This window comes from Paenibacillus sp. J31R109 (genome assembly GCF_059692055.1).
Window position 1 is genome coordinate 108,542 of the sequence record NZ_JCAUAR010000019.1, and the last position, 15,553, is coordinate 124,094.

Here is a 15,553-nt window from a genome sequence, read left to right on the forward strand (position 1 = left end):
CCACCCCCGGAACCCCGTTATTTTTCTAGCATTTCTTTATATTTACCTGGTGTAATGCCTTCCACTTTTTTGAATACACGGATAAACGCGTTAATATCATTGAAGCCAACGCCATAGGCAGCATCACCGACAGATTGTTCTTTCCCTTTGAGCAGCTGTTTGGACTTCTCAACTCGTACCTTATTAATCCGATCAAGTAAGCCTTCACCGACGTAATCCTTGAACAGCTTGGATAAATAAGTGGCTTTACGATCAAAATGACTACCGATCATCGTGACATTCAAATTAGCATCCGTGTAATTGTGCTCAATATACGTGTTCACTTGGTCGACGAGCTGTTGAAGGGCTTTCTGCTTCGTTATCGAGTTGGCATGTTGTCGTTTGGCGGAGGTATACAGACAGACCTGTGTAACCATATCGCCGAGTTGATGTTCCATGTCTTGGATCGTTTTACTGGTTAAGAGGCGATCCAGCAATTTGGGATTTCGGATGAAGAAGCTTTCTTGAATACCGCCTGTATCATTGATACTTTTCATAATCGTGGTTACCAAGCCAAGCATGAGACATTTGGTTAACGAAACGGAAATACCAGAGCCTTCGAAATTTTTCTGGATAATGTCTCGAAGAATGTCACGAGCCTCATCAAGTTCTCCGAATTTCAAAGCATTCAGAAACTGCTGTTCCACGCTCATTGGATAATAATATCCAGATGGATTATCACAGTGGCTATGGGGGGGAAGTTCATTGTAGGCCAGAATTTCGTGACCGCCCATAACAAGTTTGTACGTCATGGCATCTAAAGCTTCCAAGAAGGCTTGTGGTACACAGGAAATATGGTCGTATATGGCGCTAATTGCGATCGTAAGATGTATATCATAGGTGGAAGCCAGGAAGGTCTGTGCCTCATCCGCAATGCGGATTAATTCTTCTTTGGAGCTGCGGCCTTCATCCATCGTCATATTCACTAAACACCCAAGTGTATCATCAATCTCGGCCACATAGCCGCGGTGCTTCTGAGCTACTAATTCCTCTACGACATTACTGACGATAAATTGCAGCAGCTTCCATTTCTCCTCATCGGACGTATGCGTAATTCGTTCGAAGAAGGACTCACTTTTATCAATGACAAACAGCATGACGGCAAACTCTTTCCGATCCAGCTTCATGTCAAAAGTGGTTAAAGCCTCCGCGATCGGAATTTTAGCATCCAGCTTACCTTTAAGCAGCTTTTCTACAAAATGTGAACGGACGATTTGCCGATGCTGTTCAACTTTGCTTTTGAAATCAGCCATCTCGATTAACGTACTATCCACAGCTTGCTGGAGGAAATGAAATTCATTGTAGGTTCTACCGGATTCAAGGGTTTGTTTCTTGGAAAAGGCGTGAACCAATCGGCGCACAGGGTTGTAATTTCTTCTTAGGAAGACAAATGTCAATAAACCTCCACCAAGCAGACTGATGATTAGACTCAAATAAGTCAAGTTGCGAACATGTGAGGCCTTCTGCCAATAAGTCGTACTTGGCATAATGGAGACGTATTTCAGCTTCGAACGCGGAGATTGGATATTGAACACTTCATACTTCTCACCATCGTTGCTATCAAAATAAAAATTGGATGTATTCCCTAAATTAGCATAAGGGAAATCGATGGGCATCGTGCCCTCAGAACTGGAAGCTAGAACTTGATTCTGCTCATTGAGAATCAGAACATGGCCTTTATTGAAGATCTCCATATTCTGAATAGCGCCTAGAATGCGCGACTGATCAATCATAATGACATTCGTAGCAAGCGGTTGATTGCGTTCTACGGGATACGTACTCACATACGCGACTGTTTTGCGAAGGCTATTATCGTCACCGATTCGGTACATTGGAATGAAGCCTTTAAAATTATTGTGTGTCATAATGGATTGCCAGGAATCGAAGGGGAAATCAATGCTTTTATGCAAAGTCTCATAAGCGAAATCTTTCGAACGAACGGTAGTAGGAAGAATGACAGACTGATTTTTGTTCAAATAGACATAAAAGGAGTCGATCAATGGGTAGGAGGTTTTGTACATCGATAAGCTCTTGGCGATTTGATATTCATCATAGGGTAGATCTTTCGGATAGGTTTCATACTTGTTGGAATAGAGCAACTCTTGAATATTGACATTCCATGTAATTTCAAAATTGAGCTGTTCCATGGCTTTGAATTGGTTGTCCATTACTTCACGTACTTGTTTTAATAAGGAATCATTCGCTTGTTGGATTTCTTCTTTCAGGGTTCGGTTAGATTCAATATATAGTAATAGGCCTATGGCAACAGGTAATAAGAGAATGACGATATATGAAATTAACCAGGTTAATACAATACTTTGGCCATTAAAGATAATTTTATTTCGCATCAACCAGCGACCCCCTCGTATTCGAACTTTCTTCCTTGAGCAACCAAGAAGCAAGTATGAATGCGCTCTCATTCTATTGTATTTCCTTTCCTTCGTCTACGTCAACGATGGAAAAGAGGTATTTCATATAGAATTATTCAAGGGTCTTAAATCGTTGTTTCCCAAAGAAGAAATAAAATAAATAGGAAATGACAGAATAGACGACCGCTGTAATACAAAAGGCGTAGGCATAACCGAAGTAACTGCCATATCGGAAGACGAGGCCTGTACTAATTGGAGAAGCAATAAACCACCCGAGATTAAAAACAGCTTCCCCTGAACTCGATGCTAATCCGCGAAGTGAGCGATGTACATAACTCATTTTGATTGAATTATAGAAAGGATTCGCCGCATTCATCAGAGCTTGACGGAATAAATAACCACCAGAAGATAAGTAGAAATTTGCCGAGAACGCAGTAAGTAGTAAAAAAGGGATGGAACTTAACTGCAAATAAACAACAGATTTGACTTCCCCATAACGCTTAGCAATCATCGGTCCGATGAGGAAAGCGACGCCTGTAGCAGCTTGTCCCAATGCCACGACAATCCCAATGGCGGATTTGGACGCTTCAAAGCGATCCTCAAAGTATACGTTCAAATAGGGAACGATCATCCCGCCACCTAGCGAAGAAAGTAAGCCAAGTAAGCAAAAAATGCTAATGACCTGGATCGATGTCTTATGTTCGCGCCACGTTTGCTTCCAGTTCAACGTTTCACGCGCTGGTGTTGCTTCTTCCTGATCGCTTTTCCCAAACATGGACATCGGCAAGACGCCAAGTGCGGCAATAGCCACACCAATTAATAGGGTATAACGAAGGCTGTGAACCTCATCTACACCAATCATAAATTGAAAGAAATCACACAGCACGCCTCCGAGCGAGATGCCAATGACATTGGCTAGCATAACCAGCGCCATATTGAGACTGAATAAATGCACCCGTTGCTGCGGGGAGGAGTTATTAGCCATAAACGGTAGAATGGTAGCTGAAACGACTGCTAGCGCCATACCGCCTAAGAAAGCTGAAATCAACATCCCTTCTTCCAATTCAATGAGGGAACGTGCGGTGAGTGCGGCAATTGTAAAAAGAAGTCCGAAGGAAATGATACGCTTCGGTCCGAAGCGATCGTTCATAATACCTGCTGGGATCAAAATGATGGCCGCGGCGAGCGCGGTCATGCCAACTAGGCTGCCGACCATGGTTTGCTCGTAACCTAGACTGCGAACATATAAGTTGTATACGAGGCCGAACATGCTGATCCCTAAGTTCCAAACAAAATTAAACCAGAAGAACAGCTTAATATTCCGGCTATAGCCTTGCAGTTGCTGCTTCCATTCGCGTAGTAAAGTGGTCATGCGATATTCCTGCCTTTGTATTTTGTGTCTAAATTGCAATCGCTTTGTCTATTCTACCACTGGTAAATAGTTTTGAACACGGGAAAGACTTGATATTCGATCCAATCTGTATAATAATAAGTAGTCTAATCTACGAAGCAGGGAGCACATAATTGAAATGTCTACATCAACGAGTATTGTAACGGAAGAAGAACAGAAGCCGGAAGTTGAACAGATTGAGATTTGGAAATGTAAAGCCACAGAATGTAAAGCTTGGGTTCGCAAAGAATTCGTGACGGAAGCTTTACCGACATGCCCACTTTGTAAAACACAAATGGTGCGTAGCTACAAACATGTGCCCGTAACATCTAAAAAAGGAAACAAAAAGTTTCTTGTAGGAAAGAAACGCTTCTAGTCGAAATTATTGAAGTTATTTCTTCTAAAATAATAGGTTATGATCAAGAGCATCTTCAGCGAGGCGTGAAGAGTGATGCTCTTGGTCTTTTTTTTTGTAAAGAAAAGGAATAGACAAGCATAGCATGAATATGAGGGGGAGATGCTGTGCTTGGACCTACGATTAATGTGAGTGATGACACCGAAGTCTTATTAAAAGAGTTGCAAGAAAGAAAGGTGAAATGGGACAGAATGAAAAAAATGCAGCCCATCCTATCCATCCTAACGGGTGGTATCCTTCTCTTTGTCATCTATTTGTTGTATCGACAAGTAATTGTTCGTTCAGGCGGGAATGCCTTGCTCATCTTGGAGTTAATCATAGCGAATAAACTATTATGCGGCTTGTTGCTCGCTTGTATTTCTTTATTTCTCTACACCTCGAATCGGGCGCGCGAAACAGAGAAGGCGAAGGGGAAGTATGAAGATTTACGTATAGAAGTGATAGAGCGCTTGGATGCCTCTTGGCTCAAAGATGTGAAGTCGGAATCTCGCGATCAAATTTCAAGCTTTCTTTCGAAAGAGTTTGATATTAATATCGTATATAAGACTTGAATCTGGTAAGCCAAAGTGAGGTTGAGATAACGAAAATGAAGTATGTGTGTGGTTTTGTGGAAAATATTCGTCAATGGGATTGGTCCGTGTCCCCAGTAGGTTATCTGCGAGATGTGGTGACCGCGGAAGCTCCGCGGCTAGAAACACGGTTTCGTGCTTGCTGGACGAAGGAAGCGCTGCATATCCGTTATGAATGTCAAGATGATCATATCGTTGCAACGATGACGAAGCGTGACGATTCACTTTATGAGGAAGACGTCGTAGAAGTGTTTCTTGATCCATTTGGCGGCGGCACGACGTATTATGAATTCGAGATCAGTCCGCGAGGCGTCTTATTCGATGCATTCATTCATAACTCATTACAAGGAAAAATAGACGTGGATAGATCATGGACTGCTAACGGATTTCAGGCCAAGGTCACACCAGGGACGGAGGAAGGCTGGCTCGTTTATGAAGTCGAGATTCCATTTGCCGATTTGGACGATGTCGGTGTGCCGGAACCGGGAACGGTTTGGCATTGGAATGTGTTCCGGATTGATGATGATCGTGAAGGCGTCCGTCACTATTCGGCTTGGTCACCTACAGGGAAGGTCAATTTCCATATTTCGCAGCAATTCAAGGAGCTCGTGTTTGTGAAGGAGCAACTACACATATAAGTATTTTTGGGGGTAAGCGGAGCTTACCCCTTATTTGATTTCCATTAAGCATCTCGATATGAGTAGAGAACTGCAAAAATACATCTTTTTAAGGAAAATAGACGGTTTACCGAAGAATTGCTGCGAAAATACATCTTTTTTTACCGATATTCCATAAAAAGGGGATATGAGGTGGAAAAAGATGCATATTCGCATCTTTCCTAATAGACCGCGGCTTCCCTAGTAGAAAAAGATGCATTTTCGCATCTTTTTTAGATTCTGGCTTTCCGAGGACGGAGCAGCCGGTTTTTTTTCTCGTTAATGAGTTTCCTGCAACACATCATAAAGATGCTGCCAAGCCCAATCCAACTCATCCTTCGTAATGATCAGGGGTGGTGCCAAACGGATGATATGCTCATGTGTTTCCTTGCATAGCAGCCCTTTCTCCTTCAATGCTTCGCAGAAAGGGCGTGCCGCAACGGTCAGATCAATACCGATAAACAAACCGCGGCCGCGAATCTCGGCGATCTGCGGCGATTTGATTTCCTGAAGCCGCTTCAGGAAATAAGCCCCTAGCTCATCCGAACGCTCTGCGAGCTTTTCGGATTCGAGCACCTCAAGAGCGGCGATCCCCACGGCGCAGCCGAGTGGGTTCCCGCCGAACGTCGAGCCATGCGAGCCTGGCTCGAACAGCTCTAGAACCTCCCGATCTCCGGCCACCGCCGAGATCGGAAACACACCGCCGCCGAGGGCTTTGCCCAAGACATACAGGTTCGGCGTGACGCCTTCCCAGTCGCTGGCAAAGCGGCGGCCGGTGCGGCCGAATCCTGTCTGGATTTCGTCCGCAACAAACAATACCCGATTCGCCTCGCACAGCTCATAACATTCCCGCAAGTAGCCCTCTGGCGGAATGACAATACCAGCCTCGCCTTGAATAGGCTCCACCATAAACCCCGCTGTATGCGGTCCAATAGCATCACGCAGCGCCTCAACATCGCCGTATGGAATGATGCGGAAGCCAGGCGTAAAGGGACCGAAACCTCGTTGATATTCCGGTGAGGAGGAGAATGACGTGATGGTCACAGTTCGACCATGGAAGTTGCCTGCGCATACAATGATCTCAGCTTGATCTGCAGGGATTCCCTTCACATCATAGCCCCAGCGCCGAATGGCTTTAATGGCAGTTTCAACCGCTTCTGCCCCTGTATTCATAGGTAAAATCATGGGTTTACTTGTATATTGGGCTAATTTCTCATAGAACATGCCGAGCGTTTCACTATGAAAGGCTCTTGAGGTTAGGGTCACTTTTCCTGCTTGTTCCAATAATGCGTTCACGATATGCGGATGGCGATGCCCCTGATTCAAGGCAGAATAAGCGCTCAACATGTCCATATAGCGGCTTCCTTCCGGATCTTCAACCCAGACGCCTTCGGCCTTAGAAATAACAAGCGGGAGTGGATGGTAATTACGTGCACCATATTTCTCTGTTTGTTCAATGATAGAGGAGCTTTGAGTCGCCATGTGAATTCCTCCTTTTCATTAGGTCCTAGCTTCTTTAGGTGTACTTCATTGTATTCTAGTATTAGCTTACGATGACATCCTAAGTATATAATTGATAAAGAGGTGAGGCGATTCAAATTAGCCTGACCGTGCATATCCCTGACTTTTAAGCAAAAAATAACCACGATAGTGGGCTTGATGCCACGATGGGTTCCATGAAAGCTTAGGGAATGAAATATGATGTGGTAAAGGATGGTTCCGATGACTTTTCGCATTGAGAAAGACTTTTTAGGTGAAAAGCAAGTCCCTTCTCATGCCTACTACGGCATTCAAACGATGAGAGCAATTGAGAATTTCCCGATTACAGGTGTTACGATTCATACGGAACTCATTACGGCGTTAGCCGAAGTGAAGCGTGCAGCCGCGCTTGCGAACATGGATACTCATATGCTGCCTAAGAAGATAGGTGAAGCCTTAGTACAAGCGGCTGAGGAAGTAAGCAAGGGCAGTCTCGTTGAGGAGTTTATCGTCGATTCCATTCAAGGCGGAGCAGGTACTTCCATTAATATGAATATGAACGAAGTGCTGGCTAATCGTGCTTTAGAGGTGTTGGGTGAGCAAAAGGGGAGTTATTTTCACTGTAACCCAAACAATCATGTGAACATGTCGCAATCGACGAATGATGTCATTCCAACCGCGATCAAAATAGCTGCATACCGTCTTTCTGAACAATTAATCGAGGCATTAAGCTCTTTGCAGAGTGCGTTTGCACGGAAAGAAATTGAGTTTGATGATGTGATCAAAATGGGCCGAACCCACCTGCAGGACGCCGTTCCTATTCGAATGGGACAAGAATTTGGCGCTTACGCAAGAGTGCTGATGCGTGATATCAATCGAATTAAGCAGGCGATGCGGGGATTGTTAATCGTCAATATGGGGGCTACCGCCGTTGGTACAGGGCTTAACGCGAAGCCTGAATACGTAGAACGAGTAATGTTTCATTTAAAAGGTGCTGTCGGAATTCCAGTTGAAATCTCGGAGCATCTAGTAGACGGAACTCAAAATATGGATGCTTACACGGAGTTGTCTGCTTCCCTGAAAGTTTGTGCAGTGAACCTATCGAAAATTTGTAACGATATTCGCATGATGGCTTCTGGACCTCGTGCAGGACTAGGGGAATTGAAGCTGCCGCCTAGACAGCCAGGCTCTTCGATCATGCCGGGTAAAGTAAATCCGGTGATGCCGGAAGTCGTGAACCAAGTGGCGTTCCAAGTCATTGGGAATGACCATACGATCTGTCTAGCTTGTGAAGCAGGGCAATTCGAGCTCAATGTCATGGGGCCAGTCTTAGCTTTCAATCTGTTGCAGTCTCTCAAAATATTGCGAAACGCAGCCAGCGTGTTTGAGCGCTTCGCCATTGAAGGCTTGGAAGCTGACCGTGAACGCTGCAAAAATTATGTGGAGCAAAGCTTCGGCATTGTTACAGCGCTCAACCCGCATCTAGGCTACGAGGTCGCCGCGCAGCTAGTGAAAGAAGCGGTTCGTACGGGCTATACCTTGAAGGAGCTTATCCTAGAGAAAGGTCTTCTCACACCAGAGGAGATTGAAGAAATTCTCAATCCGATTCAAATGACTACGCCTGGTATAGCCGGAGATAGACTGCTTCGACCAGCAGATTAACGCCTTTTAAATAAACAATACCCCCATCTCTATCACCTAGAGTGGGGGTATTTGTGCATTCAGCCTATAGGATCTGCTCACCGAATAATGAACTGATTAGGCTCACGGCAAGTTGTGATGTCTTGTTGCTGTCATCCAACAACGGATTGACCTCCACAAACTCGGCAGAAGTTACGATGCCTGCCTCATGCAGCATCTCGACGGCGAGATGAGCTTCGCGGAAATGAAGCCCGCCTTTGACGGCAGTGCCCGTCCCTGGCGCTTCAATGGGGTCAACGGAGTCCACGTCGTAGCTGAGATGAACGCCATCTGTTTTGTTTTGTAGATAGTCAATGGCTTCTTGCATAACAGGGGCCATGCCTTTGCGGTCAATATCGTACATGGTAAAACATTTGATACCCAGCGAGCGTATAAGTTTCTTTTCTCCTTCATCAAGTGAGCGCGCCCCAATGAGCACTATATGTTCCGGTTTCACCTTGGGGTTCTTCCCCTTAATGTCGGTTAACAATGGATGCCCGATTCCCATGCTGACCGCAAGTGACATGCCGTGTATATTCCCTGAAGGACTTGTATCCGGCGTATTTAAATCCGAATGGGCATCTATCCAGATCACGCCTAAGTTGGCATAATGGCTGGATAACCCTCCAATCGTACCAATGGCTATGCTATGATCTCCACCGATAATGAGTGGGAAAGCCCCTTGACTGACAACCCGAGAAACCTGATCAGCCAGCTGGGTATTGATTTCTATAACTTCAGCGAAATATTTGAGGTTGTGAGAATCTACTTGAGCATCTAAAGGAGCTGCTGTGTCGTTCGGGAGACGTAGATCAGCAGCATGATCAACGGTATAGCCTAATTGCTGCAACTCATGAAATAGTCCTGCTTCCATAATAGCCTTAGGTCCATGGCTTGCCCCGCGGCGACCTGCTCCCAGATCAAAGTTAACACAGATTGCAGCGATGTTCGGTTTGATACTCATTGGATCAACTCCTTTTTGATTGGCGGATTAGACACTATTTCCGAGTTTGCGCTCCTTTGACTCTCATTCCCAAACGGATAGCAAGTATCCTATATTACTATATGAGGCTAGACTTTCTTTGTTCATTTGTGGAATCCTTTTTATCACTTTTCGCAAATATTGATAAGTTCATACAACAAAGTTAAAATAATAGATGTAAATAAAAATCTCCGAAAGAAGGTTATTATGTTTATCAATTTATTTTTAATCGTAGTATTGATTGTGCTTACCGCTTTTTTTGTCGCGACAGAATTTGCAGTTATTCGAATTCGACCAAGCCGTGTCGATCAAATGGTTCTGGAAGGCAAGAAAAATGCAGGGGCTGTTCAAACGGTTACGTCCAATTTGGATGGATATTTGTCAGCGTGTCAGCTCGGCATTACGATTACAGCATTAGGTCTTGGTTGGTTGGGAGAGCCCACGGTCGAGAAATTACTGGGTCCTTTATTCAGTGGTCTCGGATTAGGTGAAACACTCTCACATATCTTATCTTTCGGTATTGCCTTTTTATCCATTACATATATTCATGTTGTGCTAGGTGAACTAGCCCCCAAAACATTAGCTATTCAGAAAGCAGAAGCGATTTCGACCCTAACAGCTCCGTTAATTATCTTCTTCTATAAAATTATGTACCCGTTCATCTGGATTTTAAATGGTTCAGCGACTCAGCTGGTCAAGATATTTGGCGTCAAGCCTGCAAGCGAGCATGAAGAAGCCCATTCCGAAGAGGAAATTCGAATTATTTTATCAGATAGCCTGATGAGTGGGAAAATTAATAAAACAGAGTATAGTTATGTGAATCGAATCTTCTCATTTGATGAATTGTTAGCACGGGAAATCATGGTCCCAAGGACGGATATGATCTGTCTATACGCAGATAAATCACTTGAAGAGAACATGGAGATTATCACCAAAGAGCAATACACCCGTTTTCCAGTTGCCAAAGAGAGCAAAGATCATATCATCGGATTCGTAAATACGAAGCAAGTATTCTTAAGTTATTTTTCCAATCCGGATTTTAATTTCAAAGGGTTACTTCAACCGATCATGACGGTTCCGGAAGGAATGCCCGTAAAAGCACTGCTGAAGAAGATGCAGCGTGAACAAGTGCATATTGCGTTGCTCCTCGATGAATACGGCGGGACGTCTGGATTGATTACGATTGAAGATATCTTAGAGGAAATTGTTGGCGAGATTCGGGATGAATTTGATAAAGATGAGCGGAAAGAGATTGATAAGTTAGCCGAAGGGCACTACATCGTTGATGGAAACGCCTTGATTATCGAGTTAAATGCTAGGTTGGGCATGGACATTCAAGACGAGAACGTGGATTCAATTGGTGGATGGCTGTACAGCACGAATTCAGAGTTGCAAATCGGTGAAGAATGGCAGTATCAAGATTTGACTTTCATTGTGCGGGAGCGAGACACGAATCGCATTCGTAAAGTTGAGATTATAAAGAATAGCCTAGTCTAATTCAAAAGGCCCAGATCGTAGTTGCTTAACTACAATCTGAGCCTTTTTGTATTAGAATGCCCAGCTTCCCTTGCGGAAGATGGGTTCGATGGTTCCATCTGCGTGTTCGCCGTCAATATCCATATCGGCGGAGCCGATCATGAAGTCAACATGAATGAGGCTGTCATTCAATCCAGCTTGCAGCTGCTCTTCTTTGGTCATCTTCGTGCCGCCTTCGATACACGTAGGGAAGGCTCTGCCAAGGGCCAAATGGTTTGACGCATTTTCATCATAGAGCGTATTGAAAAAGATTAAATTAGTGTTTGAAATGGGAGACACATGAGGAACTAGTGCGATTTCGCCGAGAAAGTGCGCGCCTTCATCCATTTCAATCATCGCTTGCAGCGATTCAAAACCTTGCTCCGCGGTGTAGTGTGTGACACGGCCTTGCTCGAAGGTGATCGAGAAGTTATCGATCAAACTTCCTTGATAGCTCAGTGGCTTAGAGCTGCGAACGGTTCCGCTCGTGCCTAAACGATTAGGAGAAATGAACACTTCCTCTGTCGGGATGTTCGGGTTGAACTCGAAATCGCCGGTTTCGTTCGTCGCAGATCCGCCTCGCCAAATGTGCTGTGGAGGAAGTTCAACCGTCAGCTCCGTGCCTGGGGCACGGTAATGAATTTTATGGAATTGCTTCTCGTTCAATTGCTCCCGTTTGCTTCGAAGTGTTGCATTGTGATCTCGCCACGTCTGAATGGGATCTGCTTGATCCACGCGAGTAGCTTCAAAGATCGCATCCCATAAAGCACTCACAGCTGCTTGATCTTCCAGATCAGGGAATACTTTCTGTGCCCAAGCTAGGGAAGGAGCCGCGATAATGGACCATGTCATCTTATAAGAGGACATGTATTCACGCCATTTGACTAGCTTAGGACCTGCGGCTTTGGCATTCGCAGCAATGCGAGAGGGTTCTACATCTTTAAGCAGCTCAGGATTATCGGCATCGATCCATAAGTAAGCGCCATTGTTCTCCGCCAATTCGGTTAGGGCTTGCGCGCGCCATGTTGGATACTCGTTGAAGGAGTCCTCCGGTGCATGGGTATAGCGAATTTGAGTGCAGATTTCATCCTGCCATTCAATATGTACATGCTTAGCACCGGCTTCATAAGCTTTGCGGGAAATGAATCGTACGAACTCAGGGTGCTGAATCGGTGCGTTAATCCAAAGCGATTGACCGGATTGAATGTTGAGAGCAACACTAACTGTTAGCTCCGCATATTTCTCGAGATTTTGTTCAAAATTCATTCGAGTCATCCTCCTTTTTCTCTGTCTTGCTTGAAGTTTATCGCTCTACTCGCTGACTGTCAAATAAATTTTACCGTTGGTTGAATAGTGGATTCTTGGCTGTCATTGCATGGAATTTTTACATTTGTTTACACTAGATGCAGGAGGTGAATTGCGTTCATGCGCTATGAATGGCTATTGGGCCTGCTGCTGCTTGCCCAGCCCAAAGAAATGACATTTCAACTATCGGAGAATTCAGACGGTGGACGGATGGCCCAGATCCAGAGAGAGCCTTATACCCTGCATCTTCTCGATGTACCTATGGTTAATACGCAAAAATTAGACCGTCTTGCGGAGCAAATTGATAAATCGATTTATCGTAAACCGATTAATGCCACCATTAATGATGGTGGGGGCATTGTGAAAGAAGTCGCGGGCGTAAGACTGAATCGTCGTGCTTTTCTCAATCAGTTTTATGCGCAATTCTATGCAGAAGGACCGATGAAGGTGGAGCTGCCGCTTCAAACGATGTATCCCAAAGTAGATAGTGAATTACTTGCCAGCATTCGCGTTCGTCCAATTGGCTATTATGTTACCTATTTTAATTCACGGAATACGCATCGTGTAACGAATCTCAAACTAGCCTCTCAAGCCATTAACAATTATGTCGTGCAGCCAAATGAGACGTTTTCTTTTAACCGTGTAGTCGGTGTTCGAACACCTAACAGGGGCTATATGCCGGCCAAGGTAATTGTAAGAGGGGAATTCTCAGAGGGGATTGGCGGGGGCATCTGTCAAATCTCGTCCACCCTGTTTAATGCCGCAGACCGTGCTGGCCTTACCATCATTGAAAGGTATTCACACAGCCGATCGGTACCCTATGTGCCACATGGAAGAGACGCGACTGTCAATTGGGGCGGGCCTGATTTTAGTTTTCGAAATGATTATAATCAGCCTATCCTCATCCGAGCGCATACGCTGCCTGGTCAGGTTCAAATCAGTATTACATCTTCTGAGCTCATAAATTTCAAGGCACGCCATGTGCCAGGTGCAACAGAAGCGATCCCAGAGGAAATTGAAACGAATTCGAATGTAGGCACACTGCTCCCATAACGCGTGGGGGCTTTTTAGTTGAGGTCAATATATGCATATTTTATGAAATAAAAGCACGAAATCGCAAGATTTCTAAGCCATTCTTTTGCTAATATAGAGGGCAGATCATTCAGCTTGAGAAGGGTGGAAATCGCTTTATGAAAACGTTTTTAGATGAGAATTTCTTACTTACGAATGAAACCGCAGTACATCTTTTTCATGAATATGCCAAAGAATTACCGATTATCGATTATCACTGCCATTTAAGTCCTAAGGAAATTTATGAAAATAAACAGTTCAATAACATTACAGAAGCTTGGTTATATGGCGACCACTACAAATGGCGGATGATGCGTGCCAATGGCATCGAAGAGTCCAAAATTACTGGTGAAGCCAGTGATTATGATCGCTTTGTCGCATGGGCTTCCACGCTGCCTATGGCGATCGGTAATCCATTGTACCACTGGTCCCATATGGAGCTTCAAACCTATTTCGGTGTGTACGATCTGATTAATGAACAGAATGCACCAGTGATTTGGGAAAAAGTGAATGCGAAGCTGGCTGAAGGTGGATCGCGCGCTAGAGACTTGATCACAAACTCCAAAGTAACGGTCATTTGTACAACAGATGATCCTGTGGATTCCTTGGAATACCATATCAAAATCAAAGATATTGAAGGCTTCGATACGCAAGTATTGCCTTCCTACCGCCCGGATAAGGCGTTAGAAATCAATCGCGCTACATTCCTTCCGTGGATTGCGCAATTGGCAGCAGCGACAGGAACAACGATTCGTACTTATGATGATTTGCTAGCAGGCTTGGAAAGCCGCGCGGTGTTCTTTGATTCCGTTGGCTGTAAAGTTTCTGACCACGCACTAGACTACGTGCCTTTCGCAGTTGCGACGAAAGAAGAAGTTGACGCGATCTTCGCTGCTGGACTTGCTGGTCAGCCTGTTAGCTTAGAAGATGAGAAAAAATATAAAGCATACACGCTATTATTCCTAGGCGGCATCTACAAGAAGCTGGATTGGGCGATGCAATACCATATTAATGCTTCTAGAAACAACAATGGACAGGCATTTGCTAAGCTAGGTCCCGATACGGGCTTTGATTCCATCGGTGATAGCCCAGTAGCAAGCGCATTGACTGGCTTGTTGTCATCCCTGGCTGTAGCGGATTCGCTGCCTAGAACGATTCTGTACTCCTTGAATGCGCGGGATAATGAAATTCTCGCTTCCTTAATGGGCAGCTTCCAAGGTGACGGCATCGCAGGCAAAATCCAATTGGGCGCAGCATGGTGGTTCAATGATACGCGTGACGGCATGATTTCCCAAATGAAGTCGCTAGGCAACTTCGGTCTGCTTGGCCGCTTCGTAGGTATGTTGACAGACTCCCGCAGCTTCTTGTCCTACACACGCCATGATTATTTCCGCCGCATTCTATGTAATATGTTCGGTGAATGGGTGGAAGCAGGCGAGTTCCCGAATGACGAGCAATTGTTGAAGCAATTGGTTCAAGGGATTTCTTACAACAATGCCAAACAATATTTCGGATTCTAAATGAACAACCTCCATGTGAGCGTGTGAGCTCGCATGGAGGTTTTTTGTGCGCTTGGCAGCGCATCGTACTAACGGGTGAAAGTCCCAAGTACACCGTGAGATGGCGGAAGTACATAGTTGACTCATAGTGCTCTGTCCGTGAGGAAGGGTGCGGAGGATGGGAAGACAAATCCCGGAACAGGCGGTTAAACCATGTTGGCCGGCAACGCAGGATAACCTTGCAAAAAAAAGGGACGTCCAATACCATCCATAGCGTTGTAGGTTAAGAGGACTGGATTCGGGTGAAAGTGCGATGACGTGACCCAAGGAGATCTCGCCATTTCTACGTAAGTGGTAATTTCTTTTCAAAACCGTGATGGTTAAGAAAGAAGGTACGAGTGGTGAGAAGTCAGACGTAGGGATAGTAACGATAAAGCTTGCCAGAAAGACCGCAAAGGCAAGAGAATCGGCGTAAAAAAAAAAAAAAAAGATCGTCGATGCAAGCTTTGACTCAAAAGGCGAAGACTTGTGTGAAGCCCGAAACCAGAGAAGAAGAGTTTCTGAGAGAAGCCATGTGCCAGATA

General features: G+C 44.9%; 12 protein-coding genes. 7 read left to right on the forward strand and 5 right to left on the reverse strand.

The genetic code is table 11. The features are described from left to right. Positions 1-17: 17 nt before the first annotated feature. Both AC58QT_RS30560 and AC58QT_RS30565 read right to left on the reverse strand, forming a co-directional pair. Positions 18-2,387: a helix-turn-helix domain-containing protein gene (locus tag AC58QT_RS30560; protein ID WP_497412291.1), complete on the reverse strand. Its 2,370-nt coding sequence runs from the start codon at positions 2,385-2,387 to the stop codon at positions 18-20. A 133-nt stretch (positions 2,388-2,520) separates the two neighbouring features. Further along, the gene (locus AC58QT_RS30565) at positions 2,521-3,780 is read right to left on the reverse strand and encodes an MFS transporter (protein ID WP_497412292.1); all 1,260 of its coding nucleotides are present in this window, start codon (positions 3,778-3,780) and stop codon (positions 2,521-2,523) included. A gap of 157 nt (positions 3,781-3,937) precedes the next feature. On the opposite strand from AC58QT_RS30565, the gene AC58QT_RS30570 reads away from it, so the two are divergent. From AC58QT_RS30570 to AC58QT_RS30580, 3 genes are all read left to right on the forward strand, one after another. Beyond that, on the forward strand, positions 3,938-4,174 hold the full coding sequence (locus tag AC58QT_RS30570) for a cold-inducible protein YdjO-related protein (RefSeq protein WP_310500736.1): 237 nt from the start codon (positions 3,938-3,940) through the stop codon (positions 4,172-4,174). A gap of 146 nt (positions 4,175-4,320) precedes the next feature. Further along, entirely contained in the window at positions 4,321-4,764 is a 444-nt protein-coding gene (locus AC58QT_RS30575) for a DUF2663 family protein (protein ID WP_310500737.1), read from the forward strand. Between the two features lie 35 nt (positions 4,765-4,799). Continuing rightward, a complete protein-coding gene (locus tag AC58QT_RS30580; protein WP_497412293.1) occupies positions 4,800-5,420 on the forward strand; it encodes a carbohydrate-binding family 9-like protein in 621 nt (206 codons plus the stop codon). Positions 5,421-5,717: 297 nt separating this feature from the next. Here AC58QT_RS30580 and AC58QT_RS30585 read toward each other — a convergent pair whose 3' ends face one another. Beyond that, the gene (locus AC58QT_RS30585) at positions 5,718-6,920 is read right to left on the reverse strand and encodes an ornithine--oxo-acid transaminase (protein WP_497412294.1); all 1,203 of its coding nucleotides are present in this window, start codon (positions 6,918-6,920) and stop codon (positions 5,718-5,720) included. A gap of 231 nt (positions 6,921-7,151) precedes the next feature. Between AC58QT_RS30585 and AC58QT_RS30590 the strand changes: the two genes are divergently transcribed. Next, positions 7,152-8,579 carry an aspartate ammonia-lyase gene (locus AC58QT_RS30590; protein ID WP_310500740.1) on the forward strand — a complete coding sequence of 476 codons (1,428 nt, stop codon included), beginning with the start codon at positions 7,152-7,154 and terminating at the stop codon, positions 8,577-8,579. Positions 8,580-8,643: 64 nt separating this feature from the next. On the opposite strand, the gene rocF is transcribed toward AC58QT_RS30590, so the two are convergent. Further along, positions 8,644-9,561: an arginase gene (rocF, locus tag AC58QT_RS30595; protein WP_497412295.1), complete on the reverse strand. Its 918-nt coding sequence runs from the start codon at positions 9,559-9,561 to the stop codon at positions 8,644-8,646. 225 nt (positions 9,562-9,786) lie between these two features. On the opposite strand from rocF, the gene AC58QT_RS30600 reads away from it, so the two are divergent. Further along, entirely contained in the window at positions 9,787-11,076 is a 1,290-nt protein-coding gene (locus AC58QT_RS30600; protein WP_497412296.1) for a hemolysin family protein, read from the forward strand. 51 nt (positions 11,077-11,127) lie between these two features. Here AC58QT_RS30600 and AC58QT_RS30605 read toward each other — a convergent pair whose 3' ends face one another. Continuing rightward, positions 11,128-12,360 (reverse strand): aminopeptidase, encoded by a 1,233-nt coding sequence (locus AC58QT_RS30605; protein ID WP_497412297.1) that lies wholly within the window; start codon positions 12,358-12,360, stop codon positions 11,128-11,130. Between the two features lie 159 nt (positions 12,361-12,519). On the opposite strand from AC58QT_RS30605, the gene AC58QT_RS30610 reads away from it, so the two are divergent. Further along, positions 12,520-13,452, forward strand: a complete 933-nt coding sequence (locus AC58QT_RS30610; RefSeq protein ID WP_497412298.1) for a VanW family protein — start codon at positions 12,520-12,522, stop codon at positions 13,450-13,452. Positions 13,453-13,589: 137 nt separating this feature from the next. Continuing rightward, positions 13,590-14,990: a glucuronate isomerase gene (gene uxaC, locus AC58QT_RS30615; protein WP_497412299.1), complete on the forward strand. Its 1,401-nt coding sequence runs from the start codon at positions 13,590-13,592 to the stop codon at positions 14,988-14,990. Positions 14,991-15,553: the final 563 nt, after the last annotated feature.